General features: G+C 70.3%; 13 protein-coding genes. 5 read left to right on the top strand and 8 right to left on the bottom strand.

Annotated elements, in window-relative coordinates:
* Positions 1-303 precede the first annotated feature (303 nt).
* The 4 genes from ACIHFD_RS00225 to ACIHFD_RS00210 form a co-directional block, all read right to left on the bottom strand.
* Positions 304-3,144 carry a vitamin B12-dependent ribonucleotide reductase gene (locus ACIHFD_RS00225; RefSeq protein WP_397364920.1) on the bottom strand — a complete coding sequence of 947 codons (2,841 nt, stop codon included), beginning with the start codon at positions 3,142-3,144 and terminating at the stop codon, positions 304-306.
* Positions 3,141-3,596 (bottom strand): transcriptional regulator NrdR, encoded by a 456-nt coding sequence (gene nrdR / locus ACIHFD_RS00220; RefSeq protein WP_185078046.1) that lies wholly within the window; start codon positions 3,594-3,596, stop codon positions 3,141-3,143. Before nrdR ends, ACIHFD_RS00225 begins: the two co-directional genes overlap by 4 nt.
* Before the next feature lie 895 nt (positions 3,597-4,491).
* Positions 4,492-4,803 carry a LysM peptidoglycan-binding domain-containing protein gene (locus ACIHFD_RS00215; RefSeq protein ID WP_397364919.1) on the bottom strand — a complete coding sequence of 104 codons (312 nt, stop codon included), beginning with the start codon at positions 4,801-4,803 and terminating at the stop codon, positions 4,492-4,494.
* Positions 4,794-5,213: a hypothetical protein gene (locus ACIHFD_RS00210; RefSeq protein WP_397364918.1), complete on the bottom strand. Its 420-nt coding sequence runs from the start codon at positions 5,211-5,213 to the stop codon at positions 4,794-4,796. The genes ACIHFD_RS00215 and ACIHFD_RS00210 overlap by 10 nt, the downstream gene beginning before the upstream one ends.
* Positions 5,214-6,318: 1,105 nt before the next feature.
* Here ACIHFD_RS00210 and lexA point away from each other — a divergent pair.
* A complete protein-coding gene (gene lexA / locus ACIHFD_RS00205; RefSeq protein ID WP_221520107.1) occupies positions 6,319-7,026 on the top strand; it encodes a transcriptional repressor LexA in 708 nt (235 codons plus the stop codon).
* A gap of 746 nt (positions 7,027-7,772) precedes the next feature.
* Here the strand turns inward: lexA and ACIHFD_RS00200 are convergent.
* A complete protein-coding gene (locus ACIHFD_RS00200; protein WP_397364917.1) occupies positions 7,773-8,618 on the bottom strand; it encodes an aminoglycoside adenylyltransferase domain-containing protein in 846 nt (281 codons plus the stop codon).
* A gap of 65 nt (positions 8,619-8,683) precedes the next feature.
* Between ACIHFD_RS00200 and ACIHFD_RS00195 the strand changes: the two genes are divergently transcribed.
* Entirely contained in the window at positions 8,684-9,793 is a 1,110-nt protein-coding gene (locus ACIHFD_RS00195; RefSeq protein WP_350739234.1) for an aminotransferase class I/II-fold pyridoxal phosphate-dependent enzyme, read from the top strand.
* 556 nt (positions 9,794-10,349) lie between these two features.
* Here the strand turns inward: ACIHFD_RS00195 and ACIHFD_RS00190 are convergent.
* On the bottom strand, positions 10,350-13,451 hold the full coding sequence (locus tag ACIHFD_RS00190; protein WP_397364916.1) for a PDZ domain-containing protein: 3,102 nt from the start codon (positions 13,449-13,451) through the stop codon (positions 10,350-10,352).
* A 165-nt stretch (positions 13,452-13,616) separates the two neighbouring features.
* Between ACIHFD_RS00190 and ACIHFD_RS00185 the strand changes: the two genes are divergently transcribed.
* Complete coding sequence (locus ACIHFD_RS00185; RefSeq protein ID WP_397364915.1) at positions 13,617-14,039, top strand: hypothetical protein; 423 nt, start codon at positions 13,617-13,619, stop codon at positions 14,037-14,039.
* A 29-nt stretch (positions 14,040-14,068) separates the two neighbouring features.
* Positions 14,069-15,037 (top strand): TIGR03557 family F420-dependent LLM class oxidoreductase, encoded by a 969-nt coding sequence (locus ACIHFD_RS00180; RefSeq protein ID WP_350739242.1) that lies wholly within the window; start codon positions 14,069-14,071, stop codon positions 15,035-15,037.
* Position 15,038: 1 nt separating this feature from the next.
* Here ACIHFD_RS00180 and leuS read toward each other — a convergent pair whose 3' ends face one another.
* Positions 15,039-17,489 (bottom strand): leucine--tRNA ligase, encoded by a 2,451-nt coding sequence (leuS, locus tag ACIHFD_RS00175; protein WP_355204652.1) that lies wholly within the window; start codon positions 17,487-17,489, stop codon positions 15,039-15,041.
* Between the two features lie 562 nt (positions 17,490-18,051).
* Between leuS and ACIHFD_RS00170 the strand changes: the two genes are divergently transcribed.
* Positions 18,052-19,995: a hypothetical protein gene (locus ACIHFD_RS00170; protein WP_397364914.1), complete on the top strand. Its 1,944-nt coding sequence runs from the start codon at positions 18,052-18,054 to the stop codon at positions 19,993-19,995.
* Here the strand turns inward: ACIHFD_RS00170 and ACIHFD_RS00165 are convergent, their stop codons facing one another.
* Entirely contained in the window at positions 19,996-21,237 is a 1,242-nt protein-coding gene (locus ACIHFD_RS00165; protein ID WP_350739250.1) for a cytochrome P450, read from the bottom strand.
* Between the last annotated feature and the right edge of the window lie 138 nt (positions 21,238-21,375).

Below are 21,375 nucleotides of genomic sequence, written 5' to 3'. Positions count from 1 at the left end.
CGCCCAGCGCGCAAGCCGAGGCCGAGCACGATCACGTACCCACCGAACAGAGCCGGCAGCACAGGCGGCGAGACCAAGGCACTCACGACGGCCCACTTCAGGCAGCCGGCCGAATCCGCTCACGACGAGCCGCACCGGGCCCCTCCCTCAGACGGCGGGGCGCAGCACCCTCACGATGGCCCCACGCTCAGGCGGCGAGCAGAATTCCCTCGGGAGGACCCGCGCCGGGATCCACCCCCGAGACGACGGGGCGGAGGCGAGCCGAATCCGCTCGCCCCCGCCCCTGGTCAACCGATCTCGCGACTAGCTGCAGCCGCTGGTGGAGCCGCAGCCCTCACAGACGTAGCAGCTCCCCGCCGGCCGCATCTTGGTGCCGCAGGTCATGCAGAGTGGCGCGTCGGCCGTGAAGCGCTGGTGGCTCTCCAGCGTCAGCTCCTTGACCGCCGGCGACTGCTCGGCGACCTCCGCCTTCGGCTTCTCCTCGATGGGCGCCGACTGGGCCAGCGCCTCGCGGTCCACCGTCTCCTGCAGCGCCGCCGGGTCCTCGCCGCGCTGCTGCGCGGCGCGCTCGGCCGCCGAGAAGATGCCCAGGGCCGCCCGCTCGTCGTAGGGCAGGTGGTCGAGGGCCAGGCGGCGGAAGATGTAGTCCATCACCGACGTCGCCATCCGGATGTCCGGGTCGTCCGTCATCCCGGCCGGCTCGAACCGCATGTTGACGAACTTGCTCATGTACGTCTCGAGCGGCACGCCGTACTGCAGGCCGATGGAGATCGCGACGGAGAAGGCGTCCATGACGCCCGCCAGCGTCGAGCCCTGCTTGGACATCTTGAGGAAGACCTCGCCGAGCCCGTCGTCAGGGTAGGACGAAGCGGTCATGTAGCCCTTGGCACCGCCCACCGTGAAGCGGGTGGTCATGCTCGGCCGCTGGTTGGGCATGCGCCGCCGGGTCGGCCGGTTGACCTCGATGACCTTGATCTCGGGCTCCGCCTTGGCGGCTTCGTCCTTCTTGGCGGCCTCGTCCTTCTTGGCGCCGTTGCCGGCCGACAGCGGCTGGCCGACCTTGCAGTTGTCGCGGTAGACGGCCAGGGCCTTGAGCCCCAGCTTCCAGCCCTCCTGGTAGACCTGCTCGATGTCGTCGATCGTGGCCGACTCGGGCAGGTTGACCGTCTTGGAGATGGCCCCCGACAGGAACGGCTGCGTGGCCGCCATCATGCGCACGTGGCCCATCGGCGCGATCGCCCGCTCGCCCATCGCGCAGTCGAACACCTCGTAGTGCTCCTGGCGCAGGCCGGGCGCGTCGACGACGTGGCTGTGCTCGCCGATGTACTCGACGATGGCCTCGATCTGCTCCTGCTGGTAGCCGAGCTGCTTGAGCGCCCGCGGGATCGTCTGGTTGACGATCTGCATGGAGCCGCCGCCGACGAGCTTCTTGAACTTGACCAGCGCCAGGTCCGGCTCGATGCCGGTGGTGTCGCAGTCCATCATCAGGCCGATGGTGCCCGTGGGGGCCAGCAGGCTGGCCTGGGCGTTGCGGTAGCCGTTCTTCTCGCCGAGCTTGAGGCACTCCGACCACTGGCGGGACGCCTCGGAGTGGATCTTCGCGTCCATGGAGCCGACGGTGCGCAGGTCGTCGTTGGCCGCCGCGTGCTTGCGCATGACGCGCTTGTGCGGCTCGGCGTTGCGGGCATATCCGTCGTACGGGCCGACCACCGCGGCCAGCTCGGCGCTGCGGCGGTAGGACACGCCGGTCATCAGCGAGGTGATCGCCCCCGCCACGGCGCGGCCGCCGTCGGAGTCGTAGGCGTGGCCGGTCGCCATGAGCAGCGCGCCGAGGTTGGCGTAGCCGATGCCGAGCTGACGGTATGCCCGCGAGGTCTCGCCGATCTTCTCGGTCGGGAAGTCCGCGAACGTGATCGAGATGTCCATCGCGGTGATGATCAGCTCGGTCAGCTTGACGAAGTTGGGGACGTCGAAGGAGTTGTCGTCCTTCAGGAACTTCAGCAGGTTGATGCTGGCCAGGTTGCAGGAGGAGTTGTCCAGGTGGACGTACTCGGAGCACGGGTTGCTGGCCGTGATCCGCCCCGTCTCGGGGGTGGTGTGCCAGTCGTTGATCGTGTCGTCGTACTGCACGCCCGGGTCGGCGCACTCCCAGGCGGCCTTGGCCATCTTGCGGAACAGCTCCCGGGCGTCGACCGTCTCGATGACCTCGCCGGTCAGGCGGGCACGCAGGCCGAACTTCTCGCCCTTGTCCACCGCGCGCATGAACTCGTCGGAGACGCGCACGGAGTTGTTGGCGTTCTGGTACTGGACGGAGACGATGTCCTTGCCGCCCAGGTCCATGTCGAAACCGGCGTCACGCAGCGCGCGGACCTTGTCCTCTTCGCGCGCCTTGGTCTCGATGAACTCCTCGATGTCGGGGTGATCGACGTCGAGCACGACCATCTTGGCCGCCCGGCGGGTGGCGCCGCCGGACTTGATCGTCCCCGCGGACGCGTCGGCGCCGCGCATGAAGCTCACCGGGCCGCTGGCCGTGCCGCCGCTCGACAGCAACTCCTTCGAGGAACGGATGCGGGACAGGTTGACACCCGAGCCCGAGCCGCCCTTGAAGATCACACCCTCTTCCTTGTACCACTCGAGGATCGACTCCATCTGGTCGTCCACCGAGAGGATGAAGCAGGCGCTCACCTGCTGGGGCGACTTGGTGCCCACGTTGAACCAGACCGGCGAGTTGAACGCGAACACCTGGTGCGCCAGCGCGTGCTTGAGCTCGTGATCGAAGATCTCGGCGTCCTCGTCACTGGCGAAGTAGCCGTGCTCGATCCCCGTCTTGGTGTAGACGCCGACGACCCGGTCGATCAGCTGCTTCAGACTCCACTCGCGCTGCGGGGTGCCCACGGCGCCGCGGAAGTACTTGGTCGTCACGATGTTGGCCGCGTTGACCGACCAGAACTCGGGAAACTCGACGCCCCGCTGCTCAAAATTGATCGAGCCGTCGCGCCAGTTCGTCATGACGACGTCGCGGCGCTCCCACTGGATCTCGTCATACGGGTGCACGCCGGGCTTGGTGAAGATCCGCTTCATCTTCAGCCCCTTACGCGGACGCTTCCCCCCGCGCGCGACTGAACCGCTGGCCGTCTCCGTCATGACTCCCCCTTCTCCGCCTTCAACTGTGAGATCTCGGCCTCGAAGTCCGCCAGGCTCTCGAAACCGCGATATACCGATGCGAACCGCAGGTAGGCCACCTCGTCGAGGTCCCGCAACGGGCCCAGGATGGCCAACCCCACCTCGTTGGAGGGGATCTCGGCCGCGCCCTTGGCCCTGATGGCCTCCTCCACCCGCTGCCCGAGCTGCGCCAGCGAATCCTCGCCCACCGGTCTGCCCTGACAGGCTCGCCGCACGCCCGCGACGACCTTGTCCCTCGAGAACGGCTCTGTCACTCCGCTGCGCTTGCTCACCATCAGCAGTACGGTCTCCTGCGTGGTGAACCTGCGCCCGCACTCGGGACAGGTGCGGCGTCGCCTGATGGCCGCGCCGTCATCCGTGGAGCGGCTGTCGATGACCCTCGTGTCAGGGTGGCGACAGAACGGACAGTGCACGCTTTCGCCTCCTAGACCCGCGGTCACCACACGCCGCGAAACCGCCGTCGAGGGACGCTCGCGCACACTCCACGGCTAGCCGTGGAGCGGTACATAAAACACAAGGTGTGGTGAACTACATCGGTGTAACTACTAGATGTTGTGGTCCAACCGTAGAAGCGAGCGACCATGAACGCAAGTTGAGCAAGCCCATCGAACCGAAGTCGCTGATCAGCCCGCCGTCACCGGCGGCGCTTGGGCGTGTCGCCCGTCGAGGTGATCTTTGTGCTGCTGGAGGCGTCACACGAGTTGCTTACGCACCCCTTCGTGAACAAACCTCACAACGGTACCCAACCCCCAAACCTTCCCCCACCAGCCCCACCACCGCACCCCCCAAACCACCTCGCAACCGGACAACCTCGCAACGCCAACGGCCCCACGGGCAACCGGTCCCACGACCCGCCGACGGCCCCACGGGCAACCGGTCCTACGACCCGACCCGACCCGACCCCTGCCTCCAGACAACTCCGCACCCCATGCGACACACCGCCGGCCAGTCACACCCGAGCAGCCTGCCGACGCGCGCTCCCACGCGTGGCCTCGTGGTCCGCACGGACTCGCGGTATCGAGCGGACTCGCGGCCCAGACGGACTCGCAGGCCGAGTAGACCCACAGCCCCGCCGAACTGGCGGCCCGCGCAGACTCACAGCCCGAAGCAGGGTTGCGACCCGGGTAGACCGGCAGCCCGAGCGTACTCACGGTTCGAGCAGCCTGGCGGCCCCAGCGGACTCGCAGCCCGCGCAGACTCACAGCCCGAAGCGGGGTTGCGGCCCGGGCAGCCCGGCAGCCCGGGCGGTCCGCTCGGACCGGCAGCCCGAGCGGACCGGCGGGCCAGACTCACCCGCGAGGCGGGCGGTCAGCGTAAGGCGGCGGTGTTGCTCGGGACGTACAGGCGGGTGCCCGGGCGAATGGGGGAGTCGGACAGGCCGTTCAGGCGCTTGATTTCCTCCACCACAGGGCCGGGATCGTCCCCCTGGGAGAGCGCGTCCCCGATGGCCCAGAGCGTGTCACCCTCGCGCACCTCCACCCACGGCAACCCCGCGTGGCCGGTCACGACGACCTGCACCGCCGCCTGCCCCACCGCACGCGTACCGAGCCAGAACCCGCCGAGCGACAGCAACGCCATGGCGACCACCAGCACGACCCGCCCGCGCCGGGTCAGCCGCAACGGCGGAGCGGACCGCCGACGCACCCGCGCCAACGTCCGCCGCGCGCGCCACCTCGCCACCCGACGACCCCACCGGCGAGATCCCCACCTCCCGCCACCTGTGCCACGCCGAGATCGGCCGGCCCGGACGACGCCTCCCCGCGCAGCCCGATCACCCCCGCCAGCACCCCGAACGCCCTTCCCGACCCCCTGGACACCCCCGGTCCGAACACCACGAACGCCTCCCCCAGCACCCCGGACGCCACGCCGGGCACCCCGAGCGTCCCTGCCATCGCCTTGGACACCACTCCGGGACCCCCGCACGTCCCCGCCAGCACCCTGGACAACACCCAAGGGCTCCCGAGCGTCCCCGTCAGCACCCTGGACACCATCCTGGGGACCGCGAGCGCCTCCCCCCGCACTCCGGGCACCACTCAGCGGGCTGCGAACGCCTTCCCCAGCACCCTGGGCGGCACGACGACCGCCGCGAGGGCCCTTTCCACCACTTCGGCCATCACCCCCGGGACCGAAGTCCTTTCCCCCAGCGCTTCGGATGCCGCCTCTGGGGCCAAGGATCTTTCCGACGGCTTTCCGGACGCCACCCCTGGAGCCAAGGGCCTTTCCCACGGCTCTCCGGGCGGGACCCCGGGGACTGCGCGCGCCTTCCCCAGTGCTCCGGGCCAGGCCCCGGGCACCGCGAACGCCTTCCCCGGAGCCCCGGACACCACCCCCGAGACCCAGAACCTCTCCCCCAGCACCCCGAGCGCCGTCGACGTCTCTCCCCGCGATCTGCGCGGGGCGCCGACTGCCGCGTGTGCCACCCTCGGCGGACTGGACGCCACCTCGAGGGCCGACGGCGCCTCCCGCTTCTCTCGCCCCGGAGCCCCCAGGTCCGCGCGCCCGCGACCGCGCGTCGCCCGCAGGGGCACGTGCACCCCGATCGTCCACCCTCGTCCCCCGCCCAGCGTCGGCACCCCCGCCCGAGCGCCGTTGGTCTCTGTCTGCGCCGGATCTCCGGCCGGCCGCCGTTTCGTCGCCCTCGTCCGCACGGGCTCCTCCCCTGCCCGGCGGTACGGTGGCGTCCGCGTCGGAACCCGGACGCGGCGGCGGCACCAATCGCAAATGGGGCCTTCCACCATGAGTCGTGCGGGCCCCCAACCTCTTCCCCGAATTCCCGCGGGAACCGGCCTCAGTCCGCGTATTGTCTCCCCGTCGATCGTTACCCTGCGTGGCGTCGGCGATGAGTGTGAGTCGTTTGGCGTCTTGGCTGGTCATGTCGGTATTTGTGGGCGTTCGCATGGTTGACCTCCTGCCGTGCGGCCCGAGGAAAAGGCCAAATAAAGATCAGCAAATCGAACACGGTGTCGATCGAACTCCCGTACGATGTTGTACACCACGCTGGCGACAATTTCGAGGAAGACTCGAACAATTGTTTGAAGATGATCTTCAACAGCGATACGGTCGCTGTGTGCGACATTGGGACCACAGACCGGGAGGTGCGCCGGTGAGGCGGGCCGCCAGGCGAGGAGGAAGAGCATGAGCGAGCAGGATGGCGCAAACGGGGTCAGCGACCTCGCGGTGCGCCGGCGCGACTCTCTGGGCCTGACGCCCAGGCAGCGCAAGATCCTTGAAGTCATCCGCGACTCGGTGCAGCAGCGCGGTTATCCGCCCTCCATGCGCGAGATCGGCGAGGCGGTCCAGCTGACCAGCACGTCGAGCGTGTCGCACCAGTTGACGGCGCTTCAGCGCAAGGGTTACCTGCGTCGCGACCCGCACCGGCCGCGCGCGCTCGAAGTGCGCCTCCCGGGCGAGCCCGTGCTGTGGGTGGACCCTGACGCGACCGACGAAGAGCCCACGATCAACCGCCCCACGGCCGCCTATGTCCCACTCGTCGGCCGCATCGCCGCCGGTGGTCCGATCCTGGCCGAGGAGAGCGTGGAAGACGTCTTCGCGCTGCCCAAGCAGCTCGTCGGCGAGGGCACCCTGTTCCTCCTGCAGGTCGCCGGTGACTCGATGATCGAGGCCGCCATCGCCGACGGCGACTGGGTGGTCGTCCGCCAGCAGCCGGTGGCGGAGAGCGGCGACATCGTGGCCGCCATGATCGAGGGTGAGGCCACCGTCAAGACCTTCAAGCGCAAGGACGGCCATGTCTGGCTCGTCCCCCACAACCCCAACTACGAGCCCATCCCCGGCGACGAGGCCAGCGTCCTGGGCAAGGTCGTGGCGGTCCTGCGCCGGCTCTAGCAGCGGTCAGGGCCCGAAAGGGTCTCGGGCGCGCGTCCAACCGCTCGCGCCGCGTTCCGGCGCGCGCCGAAACACACCTGTTCATGGGGTACGTACGGCTCCAACTCCACCTCGCCCTCGGGCCGAAGCCCTATCACCGGCCATCCGGACCGGCGAGGGACGCCATGCCCCTGAGGACTGAGCCGTCCGGGAGGCGCCATCCAGTCCCATGTTGTCGGTCGCGGCGCTCAAGGCCACCCGACACCGACATCGCACCGTGTCGCCACCCCGCCATCGGACATTGGCGCCGAACTCGGTCTCGGCATCGAACCATTCCGCGGAACTCGGTCTCAGCATCGCTCCATGTCGCCACCCGGCCCTCGGGCACTGGCGCGGAACTCGGTCTCAGCATCGCACTGTGTCGCCACCCCATCCTTCGCCAACACCCGCAGTGCCCGGAAGTCGCCGCCTCCATGACCGCTTGACGAAGCCACAAGCCGCCCGCTCGACTCGATCAAGGGCCCAGATCTGGAGGGCGTCTACAACGCACCGCCTTCAGCAACGCCCGATGAGGAAACACCACCCCAAAGGCCGCGCCGTAGGAGCAGCCGCTCGGATGCGCGCCCGGCGCGGTGCAGGAAGTCGCCGCACCGGCCCGTTCACTCCGGCACGAAGCTCGCGCTGCCCTTGAAGGCGCTCGACCCGTCGTTCTGCTCGACCCTCGAGTCGCGGCCCGCGTGCGGCACCGACTGAAGGTCCCGGGGCTTCTAACGGGCCGCGTACAGCTCGTGCGCGGCCATGATCGCCTGATCGGCGAAGGCGAGCACGTCGCGCCGCCGTTCGAACGGCGAGCCGTACAGGGACTTACGGGGGGTGCCGAAGTGCTCGCTCAGCCCGCTGACCGCGCCCGAGAGCGTCGGCAGCGCAGTCTCGTCCTCCTCGCGCAGGCGTAGCGCCTCGTTCACCACCCGATGCCAGCGCTCGGGGAACACCGCCAACGCGTACTGCCCGGCCCCCGACTTGGAGGTGATCTCGCCGGTCGCCAGCGTGTAGTGGAGCCGGGCGACGCCCGTGACGACCCAGACCGTGTTGTAGCCGCCGAGACAGGCCAGCCCCCAGGGCGAGGCCAGGTGGGAGGCCCTGGCCACCAGGCGGCGCCAGTACCGGTCGAGGTTGCCGTCGGTCCAGGCCGCGAGGGCGGCTGGATCGTGCCAGATATCGAGCTCGTCCGGCTTGGGGCCGCGGCAGGTCAGGCCGTTCTGGGCCAGCGTGTGCCAGGTGACCGGGTTGAGGCCGCCCCGTGGGTTGATCTTCCCCGCGTGTGCCCGGGGACGTGTCCCCAGCTCAGCGGGGTCCCGGCCGAGGTCGTCCCACGTGAGGTAGCAGCCCTCGAACGGGTACGCGCCCAACCGGGCGTGAATGCGCTCCACCACCCCGAACGGCGCCTCCGAGGCCGTCACCGCGACGAAGTCCACGTCGCTCGCGCCGGGCCGGTAGTCGCCCAGCGCCGCCGAGCCCTCCAGATAGAGACCCTCCACGAGCCCGGGAGCCTCCGCGTCGGCCACCGACAGGTAGGTCTCGACAATGGCATCGACCTTGGGGTTAGACATCATCGCCGTCCAGCCTCCCATAAGCGGCCTCGCCACCTCATCACAATCAATAATCCTAGAATTGCCGCGTGAATGAGGCATATACCCCTGAAGACCTCAAGACATCCCACGATGGCATCAAGTGGTCAGAAGTCCCGCCGGGCGTCATCCCCGCCTGGGTCGCCGACATGGACCTGTCCACCGCTCCCGAGGTGATCGAGGCACTGCGGCGCCGGGCCGCCGGCGATCTGGGCTACCCGACCTGGCTCGAACAGCCCTCAGCCGGGCCGCTGGCCGAGGCGTTCGCCGAACGCATGGCGAACCGGTACGGCTGGCAGGCCGATCCCTCGCTCGTACGCTCGTTCAACGATCTCAACCAGGCCCTCCAGGTCCTCCTCCAGGTCTGGACCCGGCCGGGCGACGGGGTCGCGTTGCACACCCCGGCCTACCATCCGTTCCTGGAGACGCTGAAGGTCATGGAACGGCCTCTTCATCCGATCCAGCTGGAGCCCGACGGGGACGCGTGGCGCTTCGAGGTGCCTGACCTGTCGGGCTGCCGGGTGCTCCTCCTCGTCAACCCGCACAACCCGACCGGCCGCTCGTTCACCCGCGAGGAGCTGACGAAGCTGGCCGAGCACGTCGAAAGACACGACCTGCTGGTCATCGCGGACGAGATCCACGCGGACCTCACGTTCGAGCCGCACCAGCACATCCCGTTCGCCACGATCCTCCCCGAACGCACCGTCACGCTCACGTCCGCCACGAAGGCGTTCAACCTGGGCGGCATCCGCTGCTCCGTGGCCCACCTAGGACACGCGGGCGTCCGCAAGGCCCTGGAGGCGCAGCCGCCCTTCGTGTACGGCTCGGCGAACCTCTTCGGCGTGGAGGCCACGGTGGCGGCGTGGCGGCACGGGGACGCCTGGCTGGAGTCGACCCGCGCCCTGCTGGACCGCAACCGCCGCATCATCGCCTCCCGGCTGCCGGCGTCGGTCGGCTATCGGGTTCCGCAGGCCACTTACCTGGCGTGGCTGAACGTGGGGCGGCCGGGCATGGCGGAGGTGTACGAGCGGGAGGCCAGGGTGCGGCTGGTCGACGGCGCGGTCTTCGGGCCTGGCGGCGAGCATTACGTCCGGCTGAACTTCGCCACCACGGAGGCGATCCTGGACGAGATCCTCGACCGGCTGACCCAGATGCCCTGACCCTGGCTTTCCCAAGGGGCGTGGCGGGATCCCCACGACACTCCTGCCACGCCACCCGGCTGGGTGGTGCTGGACCCGCGCACCGGACAACGGGACGCCCAGGCAAGCGCCCGTCCCACTGGGCGCGCGAATGGCGCGGCGCACGAGGTGGCGCGGCACGCATCGCGTGGAGAAGGGGCACGGCGGGCTGCGCGGAGCGAAGGCGTGGGCGGCCCAGCAGTGCGGCGTGCCGGCGCCAAAGGCGCACGGCTCGGTGCGGCGGCATGGCGTGGCGACGCGGCGTTGGCGACGCGGCGTTGGTGGCGCGGCGTGGCGGCGTTGGTGCGGAGGTCGGCAGGGGTGCGGCCCGGTACCGGAGGTGGCGGAGCGGCGGGAACGCTCGGGGCGCGGCACGTCGGTGTGGACATGAGGCGCAGGGGGGTGGACCCGACGGCGAGGCTGGCGGCCAGGTGGCGAATGGGGGGTGAGTGGGCAGAGGCCCCGACGGCGAGGCTGGCGGCCGGGTGCCGGTCGGGGCGGTGGGTGAGGCGGTGAGTGGGGGGTTACCGCAGCGAGGTTACTGCAGCGGCGGGAGGTCCGGCGGCGTGGCGGATGGGTGTTCTTCGAGGGCGGCCAGCGCCAGCTCGATCGCCTTCTCGAGCTGCGGGTCCCGCCCCGCCACCCGATCCTGTGGCGTGATCACCACCTCGATGTCCGGCTCCACCCCGTAGTTCTCCACGCCCCAGCCGTGCCCTTCGAGCCAGAACGAGTACCGGGGCTGCGTGACCCGCGTCCCGTCGACGAGCGAGTACCGGGAGTCGATGCCGATCACCCCGCCCCAGGTCCGCGTCCCCACCAGCGGGCCGATGCCGCGGATCTTGATCCCGGCGCTGACGATGTCCCCGTCCGAACCCGCGAACTCGTCGGTGATCGTCACGATCGGCCCCCGGGGCGAGTCCTCCGGGTAGCGCATCGGCTCGTAGCCGCGTGCCCGCGCCCACCCCGTGACCTTGCGGGACAGCTTCTCCAGCACGAGCTCCGACAGGTGCCCGCCGCCGTTCTCGCGCACGTCCACGACCAGCCCGTCGAAGGCCATCTCGGTACGCAGGTCGCGGTGGAACTGCGCCCACCCCGTCGCCACCATGTCGGGCACGTGCAGGTATCCGAGCCTGCCGGCGGAGGCCTCCCGGACGCGGGCGCGGCGGCTCTCCACCCAGTCGTGGTAGCGCAGCCGGGTGTCCTCCGCGATCGGGCTGACCACGACGCGGCGGGTGTCCCCGCCGGCGGCCGGCCGTACGGTCAGCTCAGTGGGCTGGCCGGCGGTGCCCGCCAGGAGGGCCAGCGGACCGCGTACCGGATCCACGGGACGCCCGCCCACCGCGACGATCGCGTCGCCGGGACGGACGGCCACCCCGGGCGCGAGCAGCGGGGAGCGCGCGTCGTGGTCGGAGGACTCGCCGGGCAGGATGCGTACGACCCGCCACACGCCGTCGTCGTCCCTGGCGAGGTCCGCGCCCAGGAGCCCCTGGCGGCGGCGCGGGTCGACGCCGGCGCCGTTGGCGCTCGCGTACGCGTGGGAGGTGCCCAGCTCGCCCTGCGTCTCCCAGAGCAGGTCGATCAGCTCGGAGTGGGCGCCGATGCGTCCCACCAGGGGCTCGTAGCGGTCGAGCACGCCCTGCCAGTCGACGCCGTTCATGTCCTCGCGCCAGAAGTGGTCGCGCATGAGGCGGCCGGCCTCGCGGAAGCCCTGCCGCCACTCGGCGATCGGGTCGATCTCCACGGCGATCCGGTCGAGGTCGATGGAGACGACCTCGTCGCCCTCGGTGGCGGCGCGGGTCTGCAGGCCGTTCTTGCCGTTGGTGACGAGCCTGCCGCCGTCGCCGCTGACCTCGAACGCACGCACCTCCTTGCCCAGCTCGGACGTGGCGCGCTTCTTGAGGTCGTAGCGTTCGAGCACGATCTCGGTGACCGGCTCGGTGCCGTCGCCGAGCTGCCCCGCGAGGGGGTGGCGCAGCCAGAGCAGGGCGTCCTTGGCGGTACGCAGGTTGCCGTAGCGGCCCGCGGGCACCGGCACCGGCACCACGCGCGAGGGGAGCCCTTCGGGATCGACCTCGGTACGTGGTGCGGCGTCGTCCTTCTTGTCGTCCTTGGCGGGCTTGTCGTCCTCGCCGTTGAACCCGCGTCCCTGCAGGGAGGGGTCGAACGGCGACGGCGTGGTGGCCTGCAGGGGCACGATGTACGGCTTGCACCCGCCATGGAAGGACATGTCGAAGACGTGCGCGTCGTACACCGGGTCGAAGGTCCGCACCGACAGGAACGCCAGGTGCTTCCCGTCCTTGGTGAACATCGGGTCGAAGTCGGAGAAGCGCACCGACGTCACGTCGATCACCGACGTCCCGTCGACCCGCCCCATCTTGATCTGCGACAGCGGCTCGTGGTGCGGGTGCACCCAGGCCAGCCACCCCGAGTCGGGCGAGAACGTGAGCCCGCTGACGTCTCCCTGCGTGGTCCGGTCGAGCTGCCGGATATTTCCGGACTCGATGTCGATGACCAGCAGCCGCCCGTCATGCGTGGCGACCGCCACGTGCTTGCCGTCGGGCGAGACCGTCAGTTCGAGCACCCGCCCGAGCTCCCCGGTGGCCAGCGTCCTGACCTCGCCGCCCGGCGTGCCGATCTCCAGCCCGTCCTCGCCGCCGGCGTCCGACACCCAGACGGCCCGGCCGTCCGCGTCGAGCACCTGCGGCAGCCGTACGCGGACACCCGGCTGCGCCCGCAGCACGCCCGCGGGCCCGTCGCGGTGGGTCACCCAGTGGGCGGTGCCGCGGATCTCCACGGCGCTGGCCCGCCCGCTCGCGTCCGGCGAGAACGCGCCGACCCGCAGCGGCGCGGGGCGCTTGGCCCGCCCCGGCCGCGGCCCGCCCAGCGTCACGTCCAGCCGGTACGGCTCCGCGTCCAGGCTCTCCAGCAGCCAAAGGTCCCCGGCGTGGCTGTAGATGACCCGCTCCCCGTCGCCGGTGGCGTGGCGGGCGTAGAACTCCTGGTGATCGCTGTGCCTGCGCAGGTCGGACCCGTCGGGCAGGGCGGAGTAGACGTTGCCGACGCCGTCGACGTCGGACAGGAAGACGAGCCGGTCCCCCACCCAGTTGACCGCCCAGTACTGCGCGGTGCTGTCGGCGAACAGGCGGGCGAACTCCCCGTCGCCCTCCGCGTCGACCCAGATCTTGCCGGCCGTGCCGCCCCTGTAGCGCTTCCACTGCGACGGCTCGCGCCACATCGGCGACACGGTGGCCACCCGCGCGCCGCTGACGGCCACGTCGCTGACCCACCCGTACGGCAGGCGCGTGGCGGGGCCGCCGTCGAGCGGCACCGCGTACGCCCAGGTCCGGCCCCGCTCGCTCTGCCCGGCCGCGGTGACCGCCAGCACGTCGCCCTCGCCCGTCCAGCCGCGTACGCCGGTCGTGGCGCTACCCCAGTAGGTCAGCCGCTCGCCCTCGGGGCCGTCGATCCCGGCCGCGAACACCTCCGGCGCGCCCTCCTTGCCGCCCGTCCACGCGATGCGCGTGCCGTCGGGCGAGAATCTCGGGTGCGACACCGCGACGCGGTCGGCGGTGAACCGCCAGGCCCTGCCTCCGGACAGGGGAGCCAGCCAGACATCGTCGTCTGCGACGAAGGTGACCATGTCACCGTGGATATGCGGGTATCTGAGGTATGCGCCATTTGTCACATGTGCACATTAATGCCAGATGCCAAGGTCAGCCCAAGAATTCTCCCTCGAACGGGCCCACCACGTCCCGCGAACTGTCAAGTAGGGGATGTGCCTGAAATGCCGGGAAGAGGATGGACTATGAAGTTTTGCGCCCGTCCACACCAGCTCCCGTCCCGCCTGGCGGCCGCGGCCGTCATCCTCAACTCCGGGCTCAGCAAGGTCCACGCCGACGAGCAGACCGCGGCGGGCCTGCACGGCATGGCGGCGAACACGTACCCGTTCCTGCGTGACATGGACCCGGTGGCCTTCACCAGGCTGCTCTCCAGAAGCGAGATCGCGCTCGGGACCGCGCTGCTCGTGCCGATCGTGCCGTCGCTGGTGGCGGGGGCCGCTCTGACCGGGTTCGCGGCAGGGCTGGTCGGCCTGTATCTCAGGACGCCGGGGATGCGGCAGGAGGGCAGCCTGCGCCCGTCCGAGCAGGGCATCGGGCTGGTCAAGGACATCTGGCTGCTCGGCATCGGCATAGGGCTGGTGCTGGAGGAACTCCAGTCCACCGACTAAGACCGACAAACCCGGGTACGCGGCACCATATGGTACAAATCGGCTACACCTTGATGTCCGAGCAGACCCCCGCGCGGGAGCTGGTCGATCACGCCGCGGTGGCCGAGCGGATCGGCTTCGACTACGCGGTCATCTCCGACCACTACTTCCCGTGGATCGAGGAGATGGGGCACTCGCCGTACTGCTGGTCCGTGCTCGGCGCGGCGGCCCAGGTCACCCGGCGCCTGCCGCTCATGACGTACGTGACCTGCCCCATCATGCGCTACCACCCGGCCGTGGTGGCCCAGAAGGCGGCGACCATGGGCGTGCTGAGCGAGGGCAGGTTCACGCTGGGCCTCGGGGCCGGCGAGAACCTGAACGAGCACGTCATCGGCGAGGGCTGGCCACCCGTGGACACCCGGCACCGGATGTTCGCCGAGGCGATCCGGATCATCAAGCTGCTGTTCGGCGGCGACTACGTCACGTACCAGGGCGAGTTCTACGACGTCGACTCGGCCAAGCTCTACGACCTGCCGGAGCGGCCGGTCCCGCTCGCCATCGCCGCCTCGGGCGGCCAGTCCGCGGAGATCGCCGCCGAGTACGGCGACGTGCTGGTGGTCAACGAACCGCTGCCGGACGTGGTCAGGCAGTTCAACGCCGCGGGCGGGCACGGCAGGCCCGTGTACGGGCAGCTGCCCATCGCGTACGACACCGATCCCGAGGCCGCCAGGGATCGGGCACACCGCCTGTGGCGCTGGGCGGCCGCCGGCGGTTGGAAGGTCATGGCCGAGCTGCCCGGTCCGGTGAACTTCGCCGCCGCGACCGGCACCGTACGCCCCGAGGACGTGGCCCAGAGCGTGCCGTGCGGGAACGACGTGGACGCGGTCGTGCAGGGCGTCAGGCAGTTCGCCGACGCCGGGTACACCCACGTCGCGCTCGTCCAGATCGGGCACGACCAGCAGCAGCCCTTCTTCGACTGGGCGGAGAAGGAGCTGCTGCCGGCCCTGCGCGAGCTATGAGTTACGGGACGATGTTGACCAGCTTGGGCGCCCGGACGATCACCTTGCGGGGCGAGTTCGTCAGGTAGGGGGCGACCTTCTCCGAGGCCAGCGCCAGCTGCCGCAGCTCGTCCTCGGTGATGTCCGGCGAGACCTCCAGCCGGTCGCGCACCTTGCCCGCCACCTGCACCACGCAGGTGACCGACTCCTGCACCAGCAGCGCGGGCTCGGCCACCGGCCACCCGGCGAAGGCGACGGCGCCGGTGCGGCCCAGCCGCTCCCAGCCCTCCTCGGAGGTGTACGGGGCCACCAGCGACAACATGATCGCCAGCGTCTCCGCGGCCTCGCGCACCGCCGGGTCACCGGCGCCGGGGCCGGAGTCGATGGCCTTGCGCGTGGCCGAGGTCAGCTCCATCATGCGCGCCACCGCGACATTGAAGCGGTAGGACTCGACCAGCTTGGTGACCTCGTCGATCGTGCGGTGGGTGACCTTGCGCAGCTCCACGTCGCCGCCCTCGAACGCCACGCCGGGCGCGCTGTCCACCTCGGACATGACGCGCAGCGCGCGGGCCAGGAACTTCAGCGACGCCGCCGGCGAGAGGTCGGCCCAGTCGATGTCGTCCTCGGGCGGCCCGGCGAAGACCATGGTCAGGCGCACGGCGTCGACGCCGAAGTCGTCGATCTGCTGCCCCAGATCGACGCCGTTGCCCAGGGACTTCGACATGGCCTTGCCGCCGTTGATCACCTGGCCCTGGTTCAGCATGCGCCGGAACGGCTCGGTGAAGTCGACCATGCCCATGTCGTGCAGGACCTTGGTGAAGAACCGCGAGTAGAGCAGGTGCAGCACCGCGTGCTCGATGCCGCCGACGTACTGGTCGATCGGGCCCCACTTGCGCACCCGCTCGACGTCGAACGGGCCGTCGGTGTAGCCGGGCGAGCAGTAACGCAGGTAGTACCACGACGAGTCGACGAACGTGTCCATCGTGTCGGTGTCGCGCTTGGCCGCGCCGCCGCACTTGGGGCACTCGACGTTGACCCACTCGGTGGCGCTGGCCAGCGGGGAGACGCCCTTGGGGGCCAGTGCCTCGCCGCGCATGTCGGGCAGCGTGACCGGCAGCTGCTCGTCGGGGACGGGCACCTCGCCGCAGTCGCCGCAGTGGATGATCGGGATCGGCGTGCCCCAGAACCGCTGGCGGGACAGCAGCCAGTCGCGCAGCCGGTAGTTGACCGCGCCCGTGCCCCTGCCCTCGCGCTCCAGGATCTCGATGATCTTGGAGATGGCCTCGACCTTGGTCAGGCCGTCGAGCGGCCCGGAGTTGACCAGCGTGCCCTCGCCCGGCGTGGCCTCGCCGGTCTCGCCCGGGTCGGCCAGGCCGGTGTGCACGACGACCTTCACCGGCAGCTCGAACTTCACCGCGAAGTCCAGGTCGCGCTGGTCGTGGGCGGGCACGGCCATGATGGCGCCGTGGCCGTAGTCGGACAGCACGTAGTCGGCCGCCCAGACCGGGATGCGCTCGCCGTTGACCGGGTTGACCGCGTAGCGGCCCAGGAAGACGCCGGTCTTCTCCTTGTCGGTGGACAGCCGCTCGATGTCGCTCAGCTTGGCGACCTCGGCGCGGTAGGCCTCGAACTCGGCGCGGTGCTCGTCGGTGACGATCTCGTCGGCCAGCTTGGCGTCCACGGCGACCACGAAGAAGGTGGCGCCGAACAGCGTGTCGGGCCGCGTGGTGTAGACGTGGACCGGCTCCTCGCGGCCCTCGATCTCGAACAGCACGTCGGCGCCCTCGGAGCGGCCGATCCAGTTGCGCTGCATGGTCAGCAGCCGCTCGGACCAGCCCTCCTGCAGCTGGTCCATGTCGTCCAGCAGGCGCTGCGCGTAGTCAGTGATCTTGAAGTACCACTGCGTCAGCTCGCGGCGGACGACGTCGGCGCCGCAGCGCTCGCACTTGCCGGCCACGACCTGCTCGTTGGCCAGCACGGTCTGGTCGTTGGGGCACCAGTTGACCAGGCCGCCCTTGCGGTAGGCCAGGCCGCGCTCGAAGAACCGGTTGAACAGCCACTGGTTCCAGCGGTAGTAGTCGGGGTCGCTGGTGTGCAAACGGCGCGACCAGTCGAAGGACAGCGCGTAGCGCTTGAACGAGGTGACCTGCGTCTCGATGTTGGCGTAGGTCCACTCGGCCGGGTGGGCGTTCCTCTTGATCGCGGCGTTCTCCGCCGGCAGGCCGAAGGAGTCCCACCCGATCGGGTGCATGACGTTGTAACCCTGCTGGTACCAGTAACGAGCGACCACGTCGCCCAGCCCGAAGGCCTCGGCGTGCCCCATGTGCAGGTCGCCGGACGGGTAGGGGAACATGTCGAGCATGTAGCGGCGCTCGCGCGGGTCAGCCGGGTCTTCGCTCGCCCGGTAGGGTTCCTGCTCCTCCCACCGCTGCTGCCACTTGGCCTGCAGCGCCTGCGGATCGTACTCACTCACGGCTACTGTCCTTCTGGCTTGATTCGGACCCCATAAGAAAACCCCCCGTGCACACAACGAGGGGTAGCCGCGACGGCGAGAATCTTCAGGGCCGTCGCGGCCCGCTAAGAAGCAGGGTCGCGGAACGCATGTGTCAAGCCTAGCGCACGTCTTCGGCTGAATGCAGATACTCGATCGAGGTCCGCAGGCACAATGGACCCTTCAGGTCCAGCGAGACCTGATGGTGATGTATCCGTTGTGACCTCATTCGTCCCCTATGAATACCCTTGTCACCGTGGTGTACCCAGCTGAGCCCGAGCAACCGGAGGCAGGCCTGCCTATGCAGGACCCGCCGACGGATCCGCACGGCTTCGCTCGTTTCGCTGCGGAACCACCTGTATCTCCTGGAAAATCCCATGAGATCATGCCTGGTACGTCGAATCCGGATATAACGGGCTATCCGGACAGATACTCGGGAGGGCCGGCAGCAATGGCAACGGAGAATTCCGGACCACACCTGCCACCGTCCTGGCCAGACGCACCGCGCCGCGACGCGCCCGGCTCCCCCGCAACGGAGGTCCCCATGTCCTGGCCCGAGGCCCCGAGGTCCGCTCAGCAGGACCCGGCGTGGCCCGAGCCGCCGCGCACGGACGACTCCTGGCCGGAGCCACCCCGCAGGTCCCGCCCCGAGCCCGCCCGTTCCGAGGCCGGGGGCCCGCAGTCGTGGCCGGACCTGCCGCCCCAGGGCGCCACCGGACCCTCCTGGCCGGCCCCGCCGGCCCGCGACGCCACCGGCCCCTCCTGGCCCGAGCCCTCCCCGCAGGGCGCCTCCGGCCCTTCCTCCTGGCCGGACGTGCCGCCCCCGAGCGCGGCGGGCCCGTCCTCCTGGCCCGACTCGTCGCCGCAGAGCGCCGGACCGTCCTCCTGGCCGGAGGCGTCGCCGCAGAGCGCGCCGACCGCCTGGCCCGACTCTCCGCCGCAGAACGGCCCCTCCTCGTGGCCGGACTCCCCGCCACAGAACGGGCCTTCCTCCTGGTCCGACTCCCCGCCGCAGAACGGCCCGTCCTCGTGGCCGGATGCCGCACAGCAGGGCGGGCGGTCCTCCCGGCCCGACCTTCCGCTCCCCGGCGGACCGTCGCCGCTCCCGGGCGGGCCGTCCTCGCTCCCCGGCGGGCCGTCCTCATGGCCGGACGGGCCTCAGCAGGGCAGCGCCGGGCCGGCCTCCTGGTCCGAGGCCCCGGCACGGGGCGGCTCGGAGTTCCCCCCGAGAGGCGGGGAGCGCCCGGTGCCGGACCCGATCCCCGCGTGGGAGCAGCCGCCGGACCCGATCCCGGCGTGGGAACAGCCGCCCCCGGCCGCCGGCTCCTGGTCGAACCTCTCCTCCCCCGCCCCCTGGCCCCCCGCCGAGCGGGGCGACGCCGGCTCCCCGGAGCAGGCGACGGCCATGTACCAGGTCGACGACCTTCCGCAGGGCGCGCACGCGCCGCCCCGGCAGGCACACCCTTCCGAAGAGCGGACGATGACGTACGCCCAGCACACGGAGAACCTGCTCAACGACCGCGCCACCCCCTCCCCCACCATGGACTCATCGAACATCAGCGCCACACCCCCCGCCGAGGACACCGGCGCCCCGCGCCCCGGCTCGAACCTGAACCGCGACCCCTCGGACCCCGACCGCCCGTTCGTGACCGCAGGCCAGATCAGCGGCTCCCGCACACCGCCGCCGGAGCGCCAGCAGGAGCTCTGGAACACCGTCTTCGGCGACGACTACCAGGCCATGGGCGACGAGGACTCCCTGGAGGAGGAGAGTCAGGGCAGGCCCATCTGGATCTACGCGCTCGGCGGCTCCGTGGCGATCGCGCTGGTCGCGGCGCTGCTGTGGGCGTTCCTCGCCGGCCCGCTGGCCGGTGACGACCCGGCGGCCTCCAACACCGTGGCCGAGAAGCCGACCACCTCGCAGAAGCCGAGCTCCACGAGGTCCTCGACCACGATCGGCGCGCTGCCGAAGTACCCGGGCAAAGCCGCCCCGGTCCTCGGCAGGGTGCCCGACGCCGCCGCCGGGATCTCGCTCCCGCGCCTGGGCGGCACGTGGCGGCTGGACACGCGTACCACCGTCAAGGCCACGTACAACTACGACACCCGCCAGTTCGTCCCGATCACGCAGGACACGAGCGCCCAGCTCATGTCGGGCCCGCTGCCGCAGAAGCTGGCCTCGTACTACGAGAAGGACAACCTGGAGCCGGTCATCAAGCAGGTGGTGCTGGACGCGCGCAAGCGCTTCTTCCCCACCGGCAACAAGGTCCGCAAGATCGCCCAGCAGCCGATCAAGGTGGGCGACAACACGGGACGGCTGATCGCGTACTCGCTGACGTCGGAGACCGAGAAGGCCACGATCGTGACGATGGCCGTCAACACCGGGGGCAACCTCCCGGCCATCGTCTACATGTCGATCCCGGCGGACAGCAAGCAACTCCTGCCCGACATCCGCACGGTCATGAACCAGCTGAGGATCGGCGCCCAGGGCTGATCAGAAGTCGCACTCCATGTGCTTGATCCCGTTGATGAACATGGAGTGCAGCCGGTCGGGCCGGCCGCCCTCGATGCGCGGCACGCGGCGCAGCAGCTCGCGGAACATCACCGTGATCTCCCGCCGGGCCAGGTGCGCGCCCAGGCAGAAGTGGGGCCCGGGCCCGCCGAAGCCGACGTGCGGGTTGGGCTGCCGGGTGATGTCGAAGCGGTGCGGGTCGGCGAACACGCTCTCGTCCCTGTTCGCCGACCAGTAGAACAGGACCGCCTTCTCGCCCTTGCGGTAGAGGTGCCCGTTCATCTCGTGGTCCCTGGTGACCTTGCGGCGCATGAAGTTCACCGGGGAGGCCAGCCGGACGATCTCCTCCACGGCGCCGGGCGCGTGCCCGTCGATGTCCTCCAGCCAGAGCGCGCGCTGGTCGGGGTTGTTGGTGAGCAGGCGCAGCCCGTACGAGATGGCGTTCCTGGTGGTCTCGTTGCCCGCCACCACCAGCAGGATGAAGAACGACCCCAGCTCCTGCATCGTCAGCCGCTCGCCGTCGATGTTGGCGTTGACCAGGGACGACGTCAGGTCGTCCGTGGGGTTCTCGGCGCGGTGGGCGGCGAGGTCCTGCACGAGCTGCTGGAGCTCCATGCCGGCGGTGAGCAGGCGCTCGGCGAGCTGGGTGAGGTCGGCGCCGCCGTATTCGGGGTCGAAGCCGCCGAGGATGACGTTCGAGTGCTCGAAGACGAACCGGTAGTCCCGCTCGGGGATGCCCATCATGTCGCAGATGATCTTCAGCGGGAGGCGCGCGGCGACCTCGGTGACGAAGTCGCAGCCCGGCCCCTTCGCCAGCAGGTCGTCCACGATGCCGGCAGCCGCCGCCTCGACGTCCGCCTCGAACTGCTTGATCATCTTGGGCGTGAACGCGCGCGAGACGATCCTGCGCAGTCTCGCGTGGCGCGGGTCGTCCATGTTGATCATCGAGCCGAAGTACTCGGCGAACTCGGCGGGCATGTCGGGGATGTTCGTCGCGCCGCCGTCGCCCGAGCAGAAGACCTCGGGGTTGCGGCTGGCCTCGAGGATGTCGGCGTGCTTGACGAGGGCGTGGTAGCCGGGGCCCCTGGGCGCGAAGTCGATCTCCATCTCCTGGAAGAAGGCGGGGGTCCGCAGCGCGCGCAGCCGCTCGAACGCCTCCTCGCGCTCGCTCATGGGCCTGGCCCAGAAGTCGCGATCAGACAGATCGAAGTCAAGGACGCTCATAAGGCCATCTTTTGTGAAAGCAAGCACTTACGTCAATGTGCTCGTGGCCCGGAAAACCAGTGGCTCCCGGTGGCGGGCGGGCTCTAGGGTGGCGCGCATGACGTTCTTCTTCCACCTCCGGTAGCGATCCGCCGGCGG

It is taken from the genome of Nonomuraea sp. NPDC051941 (assembly GCF_044593615.1).
Note: the sequence above shows the minus strand (reverse complement) of the source record. Positions and strands in the feature narration are given on the sequence as shown.

Bases quoted from the DNA above. Each gene is read 5' to 3' on its own strand.
- ACIHFD_RS00190 (WP_397364916.1), bottom strand. From the start codon at position 13,451: ATGGTCACCTTCGTCGCAGACGACGATGTCTGGCTGGCTCCCCTGTCC.
- ACIHFD_RS00180 (WP_350739242.1), top strand. From the start codon at position 14,069: ATGGTACAAATCGGCTACACCTTGATGTCCGAGCAGACCCCCGCGCGG.
- lexA (WP_221520107.1), top strand. From the start codon at position 6,319: ATGAGCGAGCAGGATGGCGCAAACGGGGTCAGCGACCTCGCGGTGCGC.
- ACIHFD_RS00185 (WP_397364915.1), top strand. From the start codon at position 13,617: ATGAAGTTTTGCGCCCGTCCACACCAGCTCCCGTCCCGCCTGGCGGCC.
- ACIHFD_RS00225 (WP_397364920.1), bottom strand. From the start codon at position 3,144: ATGACGGAGACGGCCAGCGGTTCAGTCGCGCGCGGGGGGAAGCGTCCG.
- ACIHFD_RS00170 (WP_397364914.1), top strand. From the start codon at position 18,052: ATGTCCTGGCCCGAGGCCCCGAGGTCCGCTCAGCAGGACCCGGCGTGG.
- ACIHFD_RS00165 (WP_350739250.1), bottom strand. From the start codon at position 21,237: ATGAGCGTCCTTGACTTCGATCTGTCTGATCGCGACTTCTGGGCCAGG.
- ACIHFD_RS00200 (WP_397364917.1), bottom strand. From the start codon at position 8,618: ATGATGTCTAACCCCAAGGTCGATGCCATTGTCGAGACCTACCTGTCG.